Annotated in this window: 16 protein-coding genes; 4 read left to right on the forward strand and 12 right to left on the reverse strand. The window is 61.2% G+C overall.

Going from position 1 to position 15,426, the window contains the following annotated elements:
* Positions 1 to 2: 2 nt before the first annotated feature.
* Entirely contained in the window at positions 3 to 929 is a 927-nt protein-coding gene (locus AC1DIJ_RS10040) for a carbohydrate kinase family protein (RefSeq protein ID WP_112385319.1), read from the reverse strand.
* 61 nt (positions 930 to 990) lie between these two features.
* Entirely contained in the window at positions 991 to 1,686 is a 696-nt protein-coding gene (locus AC1DIJ_RS10045) for an orotate phosphoribosyltransferase (protein ID WP_112385318.1), read from the reverse strand.
* Between the two features lie 330 nt (positions 1,687 to 2,016).
* On the opposite strand from AC1DIJ_RS10045, the gene AC1DIJ_RS10050 reads away from it, so the two are divergent.
* The gene (locus AC1DIJ_RS10050; RefSeq protein ID WP_112385317.1) at positions 2,017 to 2,919 is read left to right on the forward strand and encodes a GGDEF domain-containing protein; all 903 of its coding nucleotides are present in this window, start codon (positions 2,017 to 2,019) and stop codon (positions 2,917 to 2,919) included.
* Between the two features lie 11 nt (positions 2,920 to 2,930).
* Here AC1DIJ_RS10050 and AC1DIJ_RS10055 read toward each other — a convergent pair whose 3' ends face one another.
* A complete protein-coding gene (locus AC1DIJ_RS10055) occupies positions 2,931 to 3,593 on the reverse strand; it encodes a TetR family transcriptional regulator (RefSeq protein ID WP_112385316.1) in 663 nt (220 codons plus the stop codon).
* Positions 3,594 to 3,686: 93 nt separating this feature from the next.
* On the opposite strand from AC1DIJ_RS10055, the gene AC1DIJ_RS10060 reads away from it, so the two are divergent.
* Positions 3,687 to 4,169, forward strand: a complete 483-nt coding sequence (locus tag AC1DIJ_RS10060; protein WP_112385315.1) for an anthrone oxygenase family protein — start codon at positions 3,687 to 3,689, stop codon at positions 4,167 to 4,169.
* Between the two features lie 40 nt (positions 4,170 to 4,209).
* Here the strand turns inward: AC1DIJ_RS10060 and AC1DIJ_RS10065 are convergent, their stop codons facing one another.
* The 7 genes from AC1DIJ_RS10065 to AC1DIJ_RS10095 form a co-directional block, all read right to left on the reverse strand.
* On the reverse strand, positions 4,210 to 4,746 hold the full coding sequence (locus tag AC1DIJ_RS10065; protein WP_112385314.1) for a bleomycin resistance protein: 537 nt from the start codon (positions 4,744 to 4,746) through the stop codon (positions 4,210 to 4,212).
* A gap of 186 nt (positions 4,747 to 4,932) precedes the next feature.
* On the reverse strand, positions 4,933 to 6,114 hold the full coding sequence (locus tag AC1DIJ_RS10070) for a GGDEF domain-containing protein (RefSeq protein ID WP_112385313.1): 1,182 nt from the start codon (positions 6,112 to 6,114) through the stop codon (positions 4,933 to 4,935).
* Between the two features lie 189 nt (positions 6,115 to 6,303).
* A complete protein-coding gene (gene pyrC / locus AC1DIJ_RS10075; protein ID WP_477831391.1) occupies positions 6,304 to 7,344 on the reverse strand; it encodes a dihydroorotase in 1,041 nt (346 codons plus the stop codon).
* A gap of 85 nt (positions 7,345 to 7,429) precedes the next feature.
* Positions 7,430 to 8,059, reverse strand: coding sequence for a nucleoside triphosphate hydrolase (locus AC1DIJ_RS10080; RefSeq protein ID WP_112385311.1), 630 nt, complete (start codon positions 8,057 to 8,059; stop codon positions 7,430 to 7,432).
* Positions 8,056 to 8,838, reverse strand: coding sequence for an ATP-binding cassette domain-containing protein (locus AC1DIJ_RS10085; protein ID WP_112385310.1), 783 nt, complete (start codon positions 8,836 to 8,838; stop codon positions 8,056 to 8,058). The genes AC1DIJ_RS10080 and AC1DIJ_RS10085 overlap by 4 nt, the downstream gene beginning before the upstream one ends.
* The gene (locus AC1DIJ_RS10090) at positions 8,838 to 9,917 is read right to left on the reverse strand and encodes an ABC transporter permease (protein WP_112385309.1); all 1,080 of its coding nucleotides are present in this window, start codon (positions 9,915 to 9,917) and stop codon (positions 8,838 to 8,840) included. The genes AC1DIJ_RS10085 and AC1DIJ_RS10090 overlap by 1 nt, the downstream gene beginning before the upstream one ends.
* A gap of 155 nt (positions 9,918 to 10,072) precedes the next feature.
* Positions 10,073 to 11,092 carry a sugar ABC transporter substrate-binding protein gene (locus AC1DIJ_RS10095; protein ID WP_112385308.1) on the reverse strand — a complete coding sequence of 340 codons (1,020 nt, stop codon included), beginning with the start codon at positions 11,090 to 11,092 and terminating at the stop codon, positions 10,073 to 10,075.
* Between the two features lie 239 nt (positions 11,093 to 11,331).
* Between AC1DIJ_RS10095 and AC1DIJ_RS10100 the strand changes: the two genes are divergently transcribed.
* Complete coding sequence (locus AC1DIJ_RS10100) at positions 11,332 to 12,579, forward strand: ROK family transcriptional regulator (protein WP_112385307.1); 1,248 nt, start codon at positions 11,332 to 11,334, stop codon at positions 12,577 to 12,579.
* Entirely contained in the window at positions 12,563 to 13,039 is a 477-nt protein-coding gene (locus AC1DIJ_RS10105) for an RbsD/FucU domain-containing protein (protein ID WP_112385306.1), read from the forward strand. Before AC1DIJ_RS10100 ends, AC1DIJ_RS10105 begins: the two co-directional genes overlap by 17 nt.
* Positions 13,040 to 13,041: 2 nt before the next feature.
* On the opposite strand, the gene AC1DIJ_RS10110 is transcribed toward AC1DIJ_RS10105, so the two are convergent.
* Complete coding sequence (locus AC1DIJ_RS10110; RefSeq protein ID WP_112444479.1) at positions 13,042 to 14,079, reverse strand: proline racemase family protein; 1,038 nt, start codon at positions 14,077 to 14,079, stop codon at positions 13,042 to 13,044.
* A 45-nt stretch (positions 14,080 to 14,124) separates the two neighbouring features.
* Complete coding sequence (locus AC1DIJ_RS10115; RefSeq protein ID WP_112385396.1) at positions 14,125 to 15,375, reverse strand: FAD-dependent oxidoreductase; 1,251 nt, start codon at positions 15,373 to 15,375, stop codon at positions 14,125 to 14,127.
* Positions 15,376 to 15,426 lie beyond the last annotated feature (51 nt).

Here is a 15,426-nt window from a genome sequence, read left to right on the forward strand (position 1 = left end):
TCTCAGAGGCCGATTTCGCGCGCCCATGGCGGGTTTGCGCCGGCACGGGAGACGGTGACGGCCGCAGCCTTGGCGCCGAGCGCCAGAGCGTTGCCGAGCGCCTTTTCGTCGAGCGAGGCGACCTGGGCCTTGGTCAGCAGGTTGTCCATCTTCAGCGACGCGAGAACGCCGGCATCGAACGTGTCGCCGGCACCGACGGTATCGACCACGGTCACGCGCTCGCTGGGAACAGTGACCTTGCGCTCGTTCGTGTAGCCCGATGCGCCCTCGGCGCCCTTGGTGATGACGACGAGCTTGGCGCCGTGCTTCAGCCAGTAGGCGGCGAGATCGTCATGCCTGCCTTCGAGGCCGAACCACTCCAGATCCTCATCCGAGAATTTCAGGATGTCCGACTTGGCCGCCATGCGCTTGATGCGCGCCATGTGGGCTTCCTTGTTCTTGATGAAGCCCGGACGGATGTTGGGATCGAGCGAGATGACGCGCTTGGCGGCCTCGCGGTCAAGCAGCGCCTCATAGGTTTCGCCGCAGGGGCTCGGGATAAGGCTGATGGCGCCAAAGTGCAGCGCTTCGCAATCGTCACCGAGAACAGGAAGGTCGTCAGTGGTGATCATGCGCCCTGCCGTGCCTTCGTCGTAGAAGGCATAGGTGGCCTGGCCGTTGACGAGCTTGACGAAAGCGATGGTCGAGGGCCGCGGGGTGATGGCGCAAGGGCTGTAGTCGACATTGCTGGCCTTCAGCGTGCCAAGCAGGACTTCGCCCATCATGTCATCGGCAATGCCGGTGAAGAAGGCGGTCGGCACGCCAAGGCGGCCGAGCGCGATTGCGGTGTTGAAGATTGCGCCGCCGGCATAGGGCGCAAAACCCTTTTCGCCCTGCGTCGTCTCACGCGGCAGCATATCGATCAGCGCTTCGCCGCAGCACAAAATCATCGGATTTCCTCCCAAAAAGGCCGTGTTGCCTCAATCCATTAAGTGAGCTTTTGTCAAAAGGCTAGAGCGAAAGCTCACTGACGCCACCGTTCCGGCCGGACCAGGCGAGTGGCGCGTCCAGGAAGGCTTCCACTTCGCTCAGCGTCTTTTCGTCGAAAAGCTTCTGTTCCTTGGCAACAGCCAGAACGTTGCGCCAAGTCGCAATATGATGAAGCTTCACCTTGCCGTCAGCAAAGCGCAAGGCACCTTCGTTGAAGATCCCGTAGTAGAACAGCGCCATGCCATGATCGACGATGCCGCCGGCTGCGCGGATTGCATCGATGAAGGTGAACATGCTGCCACCGGCCGTCGTCAGATCCTCGATAACGAGAACGCGCGAACCTTCCGGCATATGCCCCTCGATCTGCGCGTTGCGGCCATGACCCTTCGGCTTCTTGCGCACGTAGATCATCGGCAGGCTGAGACGATCCGCCAAGAGTGCCGCGAAAGGGATGCCCGCGGTCTCGCCACCGGCAATGCAATCGAAGCGCTCGAAGCCGGCGTCGCGGGTGATGACGCTGGCCGCAAAATCCATCACGGCCGAGCGGACGCGCGGATAGGAGAGCAGCTTGCGGCAATCGATATAGACCGGGCTCGCCATGCCGGAGGCCAGCTTGTAGGGCTGCTCGGCGTTGAAATGAACCGCCTTGATTTCCCAGAGCATCTTAGCAAGGAGTTCTGCCATAGTGGCGCGATCGGGAAATGTCGTGTGGGTCATTGCTCTCTCCTTGGCTCACGGTGTTACGCGGCAATAGCAGCAACCAAAAAATCTTTCCAGTGCCGGAACTTTTTGACCGTTCGACGCGAGCGCGAGACGGCGCGCTGACCGCAAAACCATAGCGCGCCTAAACTGATACAGCCCGCGATTTTTCCACAATGCCGAGCATACTTCAGTAATTTATGATATTCATTGCATTCCAGAGCGTTCAGCCATTTCGCCACGCCAGATCCCTGAAATTACTCGAATTTTAACGATCCATTTAACATTTGGATGAGACCTGACGGGTCACCTTCGCCGCGGTTATGAGAACCGGGCAAGGAGTCCAGAATGAGTCTGACGGTATCCGAGATTACTCAGAAGGTCAGCGCTTCCCTGACGTTCAAGATTTTCTCCATCTGCTTTGCATCCACCCACATCCCGCTCTTGGCACTGGTCGTTTATCTGGTTACCGGCTTCCGCAGCGAAGCGATGCCCGTTCTCGGTACGGTGCTTGCAGCGACGCTGATCGGAACGGGCTTTTGCCTCGCCTCCGTCTGGATGCTGATCAAGCCTCTGCATGAAATCTCGGTCGCCGTCGAAGCGTACCGTTCGACAGGCGCAGTCAAACCGATCCGCAGTAAACGGACCGACGACGTGGGCGTCGTCACGAACGGAATTTCGATGCTGATCACCGAGCTCGATGCAACGCTCTCCCAACTTCGCCGTCAGGCAACAACCGACGTTCTCACCGGTCTCGGCAATCGCCGCTGGCTGAAAGAGATCGGATCCATGGAAATCACCCGGGCAATGCGCGAGCGCACGCCGGTATCGGTCGTCGTCTTCGACCTCGATCACTTCAAGTCGATCAACGACGAGTTCGGTCACGATGTCGGCGACCAGGTGCTGATGGCGACGGGTGCGACCATCCAGCACAATCTCCGGCCCTACGATATCGCCGCGCGCATCGGCGGCGAGGAATTCTGCCTGGTCCTGCCGAAGACCGGGACGGCCGCGGCCATCGCCATTGCCGAGCGGCTTCGCAAGGAGCTGGCATCAAGAGCGATCGGCGTCCTGCCGGCTGGGCGCGTGACCGCAAGCTTCGGCGTCTATCGTGGCGACCCGGCGAATGAAAGCTTGAAGGTCATGCTGACGGCGGCCGACCGGAAACTCTACTCGGCAAAAAACAGTGGCCGCAACACGGTTCACTGGGCGGTGGCGAAATCGATCACCGGAGAAAGCGTTGCAAGCTGAGTGTTTCCTGGTCAGGGAGCACTTGAGATCAGCCCTTCGATATCGGCGGGCAGCATCCTCTTGTAGAGCGTGATCGCCCTCTCCCCCTCTTCCTCATCCAGCGAGATTGCATAGCGGACAGCGGCGGCGAGAAGCTGCATCAGCAACCGCGCGGGCGGCAGAAGCTCGCCCGGCGGCCGCGCGGGCCAGAGCCTTGCGAGGACCGCAAACAGGGCCTGCGCGTGAAATTCCATGTCTTCGGCATCGACCGCGCGCAACGGCCTGTCGGCTTGTGTCGCGTGCCAGATATCGCGCATGACCGGTTCGCGGCGGAAAAACTGGTAATATTCGTCGGTAATATTGGCGAGCGCCCAATGCAGCGACGCGGCATCCGAAACACGCGACAGCTCATCCTCGACGCAACGCCTGCCCTGCTCGTTGAAACGTTCGGCCAGGGTTCGGATGATCGAACTCTTGTCGGGAAAATATTGATAAAGCGCGCCGAAAGACAGATCTGCCTTTTCGACGATCTCGCTCATTTTCAGGGCGTCGCTACCCTTCGACTCAATGAGTTCGGCGGCCACCGCCAGGATCCTTTCGAAGCGCTCTCGGCCGCGCTGCTGGCTTGGAATGCGGCGTGGCTGGCCGGTATTGTCAGCCGCGCGCTTGCGCCGGGACGGCATTTTCTCATCCATGGTGCGCCTCTCGAAAGTTGACAAGAAAAATAAGAGAGTTTATCTCATTTTGCAAATGAGAGATTTTCTCTTGTTTTAACCGGAGGAATTCGCATGGCCGCCACTCTTCCCATTCTTCTCGTCGCCGCCGCGATCGGTAGCGGTCTCATTGCCGGCATATTCTTCGCATTCTCGACCTTCATCATGAGCGCCTTTTCGAAAATTCCGCCGGAACAAGGCATCGCAGCAATGAACTCGATCAACGCCACCATCGTCCGATCGCCCTTCATGCTGCTGTTCATCCCGGTCGCCATCATCTGCGTGGGGATTGCAGTCATCGCCTTAACGGACTGGCGCGGCAGCGCAAGCCTCTGGATGATTTCCGGTGCCGCCTGCTATCTAGTCGCATCGTTCGTCTCGACGATCGTCTTCAACGTACCGATGAACGATGCGCTGGCGAAAGTCAGCGGCAATGGCAGCGCAGCGGCAGATCTGTGGAATATTTATCTGAGGGATTGGACCTGGTGGAACCATGTCCGCACCGTGGCATCGCTGGCTTCGGCGATCGCCTTCGTGCGTGCATTGATGCTGCTCTGAAAGCGAGGCGGCAGACAGAGCTCCCGCCTCATCCGTCAGTTTAGGCCCGCTCGCAGAAGGCAATCTTGTTGCTGAACGGATCGATTACAGTCATCTCGGCGCCCCAAGGCGCGTCCTCGACACCGGGTTTCATATAGCGATAGTCCTTGCCGGCAAGCTCGGCCTGAAAGGCGCGCACCCCCTTCATCCAGACGAAAGCCTTGGCCCCGGGGCTGGCATCGCCGGAATGTTCGCTCAGATGCATGATCATGCCGCTGCGCGACACCTGGCAATAGAGCGGAAAGTTTTCGCCGAAGCGGTGCTCCCAATCGAGGGTGAAGCCCAGGAAGCCGCAATAGAATTCCATGGCTTTCGCCACGTCGAAAATGCGGAAGATCGGGATCGGCGGCTCGATCGCGATCGATGGCTCGCCATCTTGAGCTTCATCAAGCTTGGAGGCGAGGATGTTCCATTGATCGAAGCCGAATTGCCTGGCAACGATCTCCAGCGTCTCGCTGTGCGTCAGGGAAATGTCGCGGCTGGCCAGCGCCTGCCGCAGTGCTTTTGCCATGGTCTTGGCATCGCGAAAATCGCGCATCGTTCATCCTTCCATCGGCGGCGAACAGGAAGATCAGTGCCCGCGTCTGCTGACCCGTTCGCCATCGTTCGCCATTGGCAAGGATGTGAAGGATTTCATCTGGATGCATTCACCTTAGCGCTTGCGCGCCGCGGGACGGCTGGCTGCATCCGGCCAACGCCGACATTAGCGATTAATGTTGGATGATCAAGAGGCGCTGCGAACCGAGGGGGCGTCGGGAACAGCCAGCAGATGGCTTGCAAGTTCAACGCGGTTGCGGCCGGCGCGCTTGGCGGCGTAGAGCGCCTTGTCGGCTTCGCTCAGCATGGTATCGAAATCCATCGGTGTTGCGCGGCCCGGCGCCACGCCGATGCTGACGGTGCAGCGCAACATCTCGTCTTCGACATAGATCTCGCGCTCCTCAAAGGTGCGGCGGATGCGTTCGGCAATCATCTCAGCCCGGCCCGGCATGATCTCCTTGAGGACGAGGGCAAACTCCTCGCCGCCGAGACGGGCGACGGTATCCCCATCGCGGCAATGAGCGCCGAGCTCGCCGGCGAAGACCCGCAGCACGCGGTCGCCGACAGCGTGGCCATAGCGGTCGTTGATCGACTTGAAATGGTCGAGATCGAAGATGATGACGGCCGTGGAGGCGCCCATCAGACGCTCGCCGTGACGATCGAACAGCGCGCGGCGGTTCATCAGGCCGGTCAGCGGATCGGTAATCGCATCCTGCCTGTGGCGGGCCGCCAGACGCCATTGATGCAGCGCCAGCGACAGGGCGCCGATACCGGTCATGCTGGCGATGCAGACGGCAAGGCTCAGATCCTCGGCCCAGTTGTTGGGTGCAGCGCCCAGCACCATCTTGCCATCATAGATCAGCACCGCAGCGCAGAGCGCAAAGGATATGCCCGTCAGCGTATAAAGAACTGTGATACCCATGATGGGTGCCGGCGCCTCGGCCCGCGCCCGCCAGTATTGATAGGCGGTGGCGAGCAGCAGCAGGGTGATCGACGTGTTATCAGCGATGAAACCAAGTCCATCGTAGCCAGCAATCATGCTGCCGACCGGCACCAGCATCGCAAGCAGCGCATATAAGAGAATGCCCGCGAGCGGCAGACGGCTGGTGCGGAATTGATAGCCGGCGCCCCATATGGCAGCGAAGCCCGCTTGAAAGAGGACAAAGCTGGCGGTGCCTGAGATCAGACCGGGCGACGAAACATAGACACTGTAGACGAAAATGCCGCTGACGACGAGAACGAGGCCGCAGGTGCAGGTCAACAGAAAGGTTTCGGCACGCCGCGCAAACCAGCTGCCCATCAGGGTCACAGCCAGACACGTTGCTGAAACGCCGAGCGCCAGCAAAAGGGAATTATAATCCAGCATCATGCTTTCAAAACTCCGCGGCTTCTGCCGCGCCCTACAATTCGTCCAGAAACTAGCCTGTCACTGGTGACGAATGTCTTATGCATTCTGTTAAAAAATCATGGACCGCGAACGCGAATATTCGAACCGCGAGCCTGTCATAGTATCGGCAACACGGATACCCGCCGAAATTGACGGTAAAGCCGGTTTTCCTTAGCGTTTTACATCCCAATGCAGCGGGAACATCGGATCGAAGACTGTCACAGGGCCCGCCCCCGTCTCGATCTTTGACGGAAACGTGATCGCTTCATCCCGCTTGACCAGCGTGACCTTCTCGTCGTTCGGTTGCAGGCCATACCAGGCCGGGCCATTCAGCGAAGTAAAAGCCTCAAGCTTGTCGAGCGCATTCTCCTGTTCGAAGACATGCGCCAGGCAGCTTATCGTATTGATCGAGGTGTAGATACCGGCGCAGCCGCAGGCGCATTCCTTCAGTGGATCGACATGTGGGGCCGAATCCGTGCCGAGGAAGAAGCGCGGATCGCCGTTGACGGCCRCCGCCCGCAGCGCCAGGCGATGGTTCTCGCGCTTGGCGACCGGGAGGCAGTAATAATGCGGACGGATACCGCCGACGAGGATGGCGTTGCGGTTGATGATCAGGTGATGCGTTGTGATCGAGCCCGCCAGATTGGCTTTCGACGACTTGATGTAGTCGATGCCATCGGCCGTCGTCACATGCTCCATCGTCACCTTCAGTTCCGGCAGACGCTTGCGCAGCGGCTCAAGCACGGTTTCGATGAAGACGGCTTCACGGTCGAAGATATCGATCTCCGGCGTCGTGACCTCGCCGTGGACGCAGAGCGGCAGACCGATCTTCGCCATGCGCTCCAGAACAGGCATTGCCTTGTCCATATCGCGCACGCCGCCATGCGAATTGGTGGTGGCGCCGGCCGGATAGAGCTTCACCGCGGTGATCAGGCCGCTCTTCTTGCCCTCTTCGACATCGTCGGCGCTCGTATGCTCCGTGAGATAAAGTGTCATCAGCGGCTCGAAGCGATCGCCCTGCGGCAGCGCCTTCATGATCCGCTCACGATAGGCGCGCGCATCCGCTGTCGTCACCACAGGCGGCACAAGGTTCGGCATGATGATGGCGCGTGCGAAATCGCGGCTGGTATCACCGATCACCCCCTCCAGCATGGCGCCATCGCGCAGATGCAGGTGCCAGTCATCGGGACGGCGGATGGTGATCGATTGCATGGGAGCCTCCGGAGCGCTGCGGGTGGCGCTTCGATAGCATCAACAGGCCGATGGAAACAACCGTTTAGGCGTGACCAGATCGGCCCTAGAGCGCAATCTCCAATGTCATGTCGGACGGGCGGCGGTTCTCCAGGATGAGGCGGCCATTGGGGAGATCGTTGCCATAGACCTTGGCGCTGGCCTCTTCCTCCGTGAGCTTGTAGCCGCGCCAGCGCTCCCAGAGGCGCTCCTCGAGCACTTCCATCGGCGGGGCCAGCATGATCGTGTAGTCGAAGATGCCGTCGAGAGCAGCCCACTTCCCCTGCGTGAACAGCAGGTAGTTGCCTTCGACGATGATGAAACGGTCGTGCGGCGAGATCGGCCGGGCAGAGGCGATCGACAGTTCGCGGGAGCGGTCGAAGACCGGAACCAGAACTTCCTGATCGGCCGGACGCACGGCGCGGACGATATCGAGGAAGCCGCGGACGTCGAAGGTCTCGGGGATGCCCTTGCGGGCGAGCAGGCCGCGCTCGATGAGCACGGCATTGTCCATGTGGAAGCCATCCATCGGCAGGACGGCGGCGGTTTCGCCGCGCGCCTTCAGGCCGTTGGCGAGGTTGTCGGCCATTGTGGATTTGCCGGCGCCGGGCGGGCCGGCGATCGCCACGAGGAAGCGCTTCGCACTTCCGGCGCGGTCGAGAACCGCGCCGGTGATTTCGTCTATCCTGAGGTTCATGCGGCGACCGTCTCCTGCGGAGCGGCCTTTGCACCGGTCATGAAGGCAACAGCATCCGACATTGTGTATTCCTTCGGATTGATCACCGTCAGGCGGCGTCCGAGGCGGTGGATGTGGATGCGGTCGGCCACTTCGAAGACATGCGGCATGTTGTGCGAGATAAGCACGATCGGAATGCCGCGCGAGCGGACATCCAGAATGAGCTCCAGAACGCGGCGGCTTTCCTTGACGCCGAGCGCTGCCGTCGGCTCATCGAGGATGATGACCTTCGAGCCGAAGGCGGCGGCACGTGCCACGGCAACGCCCTGACGCTGACCGCCAGAGAGCGTTTCCACCGCCTGATTGATGTTCTGGATGGTCATCAGGCCGAGTTCGGAGAGCTTGGCGCGCGCCTGTTTTTCCATCGCCGAATGATCGAGCTTGCGGAAGAACTGACCCATGAAGCCCGGTTTGCGAAGCTCGCGTCCGAGGAACATGTTGTCGGCGATCGACAGCGCCGGCGACAGAGCAAGGTTCTGGTACACCGTCTCGATGCCCGCCTTGCGGGCTTCGATCGGTGACGAGAAGTGGATCGGCTGACCTTCCAGCCGAATCTCGCCTTCGTCGGGACGGATTGCGCCCGAGATCGCCTTGATGAGCGAAGACTTGCCCGCACCGTTGTCGCCGATCACGGCGAGAATTTCGCCGGGATAGAGGTCGAAGTCGGCATGATCGAGGGCTGTGACGCGGCCATAGCGTTTGACCAGACCGCGCGCCGTGAGAAGAGGTTCGGTTGCCATCAGCCTGCTGCCTTTCTGATCCACTGATCGATACCAACGGCGGCGATGATGAGCACGCCGATCAAGAGATAGGTCCACTGGACATCGGTGCCGAGAAGACGCAGGCCGAGCGAGAAGACGCCGACGATGAGCGCCCCGAACATCATGCCGAGAATGGAGCCGCGGCCGCCGAAGAGCGAGATGCCGCCGATCACCACGGCCGTGATGGACTCGATGTTGGCGAACTGGCCCGCTGTCGGAGAGACGGAACCGATACGGCCGATCAAAGCCCAGCCGGCCAGCGCACAGATCAGACCCGAGAGTACGTAGGTCGAAACCAGCATGCGCTTGACGTTGACACCGGAAAGGCCGGCGGCTTCAGGGTCGTCACCGACGGCATAGAGATGCCGGCCCCAGGCGGTATGGTTCAAGACATACCAGAGGACGGCGACGAGCAGGACCATGGCGATGACGCCGTAAGTGAAGACTGCGCCGCCGATGCGGAACGTGTTGCCGAAGAGCTGCAGCAGCGGCGCCTGGGTTTCGATATCCTGGGCGCGGATCGTCTCATTGGCCGAATAGAGGAAGTTCGTGGCAAGCACGATCTGCCACATGCCGAGGGTAACGATGAACGGCGGCAGCTTCATGCGGGCAATCAGCAGGCCGTTGATATAGCCACAGAGAGCGCCGACGGCAAAGCCTGAGAGCACCGCGATCTCGACCGGAAGGCCGTAGCGGAACACGAACTGTCCCATGACCACCGACGACAGAACCATGATGGCGCCGACCGACAGATCGATGCCGGCCGTCATGATCACAAGCGTCTGCGCAGCGCCGACGATGCCGGTGATCGCCACCTGCTGCAGGATCAGCGTCAGCGAGAAGGCCGAGAAGAATTTCGTACCCAGGAGGGCGCCGAAGATGATCAGCGAAAGCACAAGGACGATCAGCGATACGGCCGAAGGCGACGAGTGCAGGAAATGCCTGAATTTCTGGAGGACCGAATTGTCATCCGTGTCGAAAGACGCGACGTCCTTCGAGCTGTCCTTGAGAACTTTTTCGTAGTCGTGATGCGGTGCGGCTGTTGTTGGCTCGCTCATGGAAATCCTCCGCGTGACCCCACTCCCTAAGGGGTGTCCGGCCTTTCGGGCAAGACGTGGGTTAAGCTGCACCCAATTCGGCGCGCTGTCAAAGATGAGCAGGGAGCGGAGATGCCGCTGGGCATCTCCGCGTTTTGGTTCAGGCTAGGCCGGGATCAACCCCAGCACTTGCCGAGGCCTTCCTTGGTGTCGATCGACTTGACGCCGGAGACCGGCTTGTCGGTGACGAGGGTCACGCCGGTGTCGAAGAAGTTCTTGCCTTCGGTCGGCTTCGGCTTTTCGCCGGAGTCTGCGAACTTCTTGATCGCTTCGATGCCGAGAGCGGCCATCTGCAGCGGGTACTGCTGCGAGGTGGCGCCGATGACGCCGTCGGCAACATTCTTGACGCCCGGGCAACCGCCGTCGACGGACACGATCAGCACGTCCTTCTCGCGGCCGACAGCCTTCAGCGCTTCATAGGCGCCGGCAGCAGCAGGTTCGTTGATGGTGTGGACGACGTTGATGGTCGGATCCTTCTGGAGAAGGTTTTCCATCGCGGTGCGGCCGCCTTCTTCGTTGCCGTTGGTGATGTCGTGGCCGACGATACGCTTGTCGTCTTCGTCACCGATCTTGTTCGGATCCTTCGGGTCGATACCGAAGCCCATCATGAAGCCCTGGTCGCGCAGAACGTCGACGGACGGCTGGGACGGGGTCAGATCGAGGAAGGCAACCTTGGCATCGGCAGCCTTGTCGCCCAGCGTTTCCTTGGCCCACTGGCCAATCAGCTTGCCGGCGAGCAGGTTGTCGGTCGCAAAGGTCATGTCAGCGGAATCGATCGGCTCAAGCGGGGTGTCGAGCGCGATGACGAGCAGGCCGGCATCGCGGGCCTTCTTGATGTTCGGAACAATGCCCTTGGTGTCGGACGCTGCAATCAGGATACCCTTGGCGCCATCGGCGATGCAGGTTTCGATAGCGGCAACCTGGCTTTCGCTGTCACCATCGATCTTGCCGGCGTAGGACTTCAGCGTGACGCCGAGTTCCTTGGCCTTGGCAGTCGCGCCTTCCTTCATCTTGACGAAGAAGGGGTTGGTATCGGTCTTGGTGATGAGGCAGGCCGAAACGTCGGCGGCCATTGCCGGAGCCGAGAAGGCGACGCCGAGTGCGAGCGCGCCGAAAGCGAGAACTGATTTCTTCACGAGAACTCCTCCCAGAGAGTAAGCGGATCGCCGTCATGGCCAGACCCGTATTTTCAAGCACGAACGCCGCCTCGGATTTCGCCGGAAGCCTCCTCCAAGACCGTTCGATGCCGTTCACGATGGCGATTAAAAGCGAAAAGAAAATCGCTTGTCAATAAATAAATCCAATTGAATTATTAATTCGATGTGGCATGGTGGTTGAAAATAGGGCATAGGCCGATGATCGGGAGGAGTGCCCAATGTCGTCCCTGGAAGGCCCGGCGCATGCGCCGGCCGCACCGCCAATTCTGAACCCCGCCGGGGGCGCAAACCAGATCCGGGTGCGCGCCTATAACGAGCGGCTCGTGCTATCGCTGGTGCGCCTATACGGCGCCCTGTCGAAGGCGGATATCGCGCGCCGCAGCGGCCTTTCGGCCCAGACCGTCTCGGTCATCATGCGGGAGCTGGAGAAGGACGGGCTGCTCTCACGCGGCGCTCCCGTGCGCGGGCGCGTCGGCCAGCCATCCATTCCCATGCATCTCAATCCGGATGCCGTCTATTCGTTCGGCGTGAAGATGGGCCGGCGAAGTGCCGATCTGGTGCTGATGGATTTCGTCGGCAATATCCGCATGCAGCTGCACAAAACCTATGCCTATCCGTTGCCCGGCGACTTCCTCGATTTCATTGTTTCGGGGATCGCCGAACTCGAAAACCGACTGGATGCGAAAGAGCGCAGCCGCATCGCCGGCATCGGCATCGCCGCCCCCTTCGAGCTCTGGAACTGGGCGGAGGAGGTCGGCTCGCCGCCTGGCGCCATGGATGTCTGGCGCGGCTTCGACCTGCAGGCCGAAGTGACGAAACGGGTCTCCTATCCGGTCTTCCTGCAGAACGACGCCACCAGCGCCTGCGGCGCCGAACTGGTTTTCGGCGTCGGACCATCCTATCCGGATTTCGTCTATTTCTTCATCGGCTCGTTCATCGGCGGCGGCATCGTGCTGAACTCGGCGATCTTTTCCGGCCGTACCGGCACCGCCGGCGCGATCGGCCCCCTGCCCGTCCGCGGCAAGAATGGCGAGACGCTGCAGCTTCTTGAAATCGCTTCGATCTTCGTGCTCGAAAACATGCTGCGTGAGCGCGGCATCGATCCCGAACCGCTCTGGTATTCTGCCGACGACTGGGTCGATTTCGGCGAGGCGATGGAGCTCTGGATCCAGGACTCCGCCAAGGCGCTGGCACAGGGGATCGTCGCTGCCGCCTCGATCATCGATTTCAGCGCCGCGGTGATCGATGGCGGCTTCCCCGGCTGGGTGCGCGAACGCATCGTGCGCGCGACCATACACGAGGCGGAAAAGCTCGACCTTCAAGGGGTCGTCATGCCGGAGATTATCGAAGGTGCGGTGGGATCACAGGCGCGGGCGATCGGCGGGGCGAGCCTTCCGATCTTTGCGCGCTATCTCACCGACCAGAACGTGCTGTTCAAGGAGATCGAAAATGCTGAAGGGGCTTGATCCGCTCTTGAGTCCGGAACTGCTTTCGACGCTGCGCGCCATGGGCCACGGCGACGAAATCGCCATCGTCGACGGCAACTATCCAGGCGTCGAACACGCACGCCGGCTGATCCGCCTCGATGGCCATGGCCTCATCCCGGTTCTCGATGCAGTGCTCAGCGTCCTGCCGATCGACGATTTCGTGCCCGAAGCAATCTTCCGCTCGACGGTGAAGGCCGAGCGCGACAAGCTCGATCCGGTGCACGAGGAGATGATCGACTGCTGCGCCAGACACGAACCGCATCAGACGGTGGTACCGCTTGTCGGCCAGGACTTCTACGGCCGCGTGCGCGCCGCCCATGCGCTGATCCAGACCAGCGAACCCCGGCTTTACGGCAATATCATCCTGCGCAAGGGCGTGATCTATCCGCATGCCGCCGGCGAAGGCGGCAAGCCGAAGGTCGAGCCCTTCGACTACTAAGCCTAAATCTCGCCCGCCTGAGGACCCCAGACATCCGTCAGGGCAAAACCGCCCGGATGCGGGTCGAAAGGGTCGAGGGCGACCTGGGAGAGGCCGAAGGTGAAGCCGCGGCCGGTGATGGTCGGGATGATTGCCGGGCGTCCGGCGACTTCGGTGACCGACTGCAGGCCGACTTCGAATTCCGAACCGATGATCGAACGCGACGTGAAGATGTCGCCGGGCTTTGCCTTGCCGCGGGCATGCAGTGTCGTCAGATTTGCCGAGCTGCCGGTGCCGCAGGGCGAGCGGTCCGCGCGGCCGGGCCACATGGTCGTGCAGGTGCGCACCGCGCCATCCGGCTCGATATCGCGGAACATGACATAGGCAACGCCCGAGATCGCCGGGATTTCGGGGTGAACAACCTTGATATCGCGGTTGATGATATCCTTGAGAACCATGCCGGCGCGTACCAGGTCGGCGGCATTCGACTTCTCGATCTTCGAGCCGATCTGGCCGACATCGACCAGCGCATAGAAAATGCCGCCATAGCAAAGATCGACCTTGATCGTGCCCCACTCGGGCGTCTCGACATTAACATCGAGCTCGTGAACGAAGGCCGGAACCATGGTCAGGCGAACCTTCTCGCAGCGACCGTCGCGGCAGGTTGCGACTGCCTTGACCAGTCCGGCGGCGGTTTCGAGCGTCACCACCGTTTCCGGCTCCTTCATCTCGACGATGCCGGATTCCAGCAGGGCCGTCGTGACGCAGATCGAGTTCGAGCCCGAGCTTGCATGCGCCTGATCGGGCTGCAGGATGATGAAGGCGGCATCGGCATCCGGATGCTTGGCGGGCAGCAGGAGATTGACCGAGCCGATCGGCGCGCCGCGCGGCTCAAGGCAGAGAAAGCGGCGAAGCTCGGTGCCCTTCGGATCGGTGTTCAGCCACTGCAGCTGAGCCGCCACCGTTTCGCCAGGAATCTTCGGGACGCCGCCGATCGCGACCTTGCCGATTTCACCTTCGCAATGAACATCCAGAAGCTGGATCGTGCGCTTCCATCTCATCCGTCTCGTCCTTCCAAAGCGAGCCAGACCGGCTCGTCGTGCAAATCAATATCTATCGATGCGGAACGGCGTCATGTCGATCGCCGGCTTCGTGCCCGAGATCATATCGCCAATCAGCTGCGCCGTCGTGGCGGCAAGTGTCAGGCCGAGATGGCCATGTCCGGTGGCATAGAAAACACCCGGCACCTTCGACGACGCTGAGATAATCGGGATCGTATCCGGCAATGCGGGGCGATGGCCCATCCACTCGCTGGTATCCTCGACCTTCAAGCCGGGCAGCACGCGCTGCGCATGGCGCACGAGAACCCGCGGACGGCGGAAATCGGGGGCGGCATTGAGGCCTGCGAGCTCGACATTCCCGCCGACGCGAATGCCGCCTGCCGTCGGCGTGACCATGAAGGCGCGATGCGGCCAGATCACCGAATAGCGCATGGCAATGCCGGGCTTCATGATCTGCGTGTGATAGCCACGCTCGGTTTCCAGCGGGATCGGTTCTCCAAGCTTTGCAGCGAGATCACGGGTATGAACACCGGCGGCAACGATAACGGCATCAACCTCGATGCGGCCGCCGCTTTCCAGGATAACGGCCGAGGTTCCCTCCGGCTTGCGATCGATGCTGCGCACGCTACCCGACAGGAACCGCGCACCGGCTGCCTCTGCGGCAGCCGCCAGCTTGACGACGAGCTGGTAGGGCTCGCGGATCGATTTATTGTCCGGCAGCAATACCGCCTTGGCGACCTTTGACGACAGCGCCGGCTCATAATGCTGGATCGCGCCGCCATTCAGCACTTCGAACTCGAAGCCATAGCGCTGCATCATCTCGATATGGCCGCGATCACCGGCAAACTCCGACTCGGTCTCGTAGATCGCGAGGCAGCCTTCATCGGTCATCAGTTCAGGCGCGCCGATTGCCGAAAGCATGGCGCGGGTGTCGGCGAGCGCGCGTCCGGTCAGCAGCATTCCGGCATCCTCGATCTCGCGCAGGCGCGAGGGCCGTCCGGCGGCGATGAAACGCAGGAACCAGGGCAGCATCTTCAGCGCGTAGGATGGACGGAGCCAGACCGGACCTTCAGGATCGAGGAGCCAGCGGGGGATTTTCTTCCAGGTGGCGGGGCCGGACCCGGCCGCGAAATCAAGCGCGATGCTCGCCATGTTGCCGTAGGAGGTGCCGCGGCCCGGTTCGCCCTTGTCGATCAGCGTGACCTGAAACCCGCGTCTCTGAAGCTCGAAGGCAATCGAGGCGCCGATCACGCCCGCGCCAATCACTGCAACTGTTCGCTTAACGTCTTCAGTCATCGCGTCATCCATCATAGCGGGGCCGCCTGCAGCCACCGTCAATCGACGTGA

It is taken from the genome of Rhizobium sp. 10N427 (genome assembly GCF_056394605.1).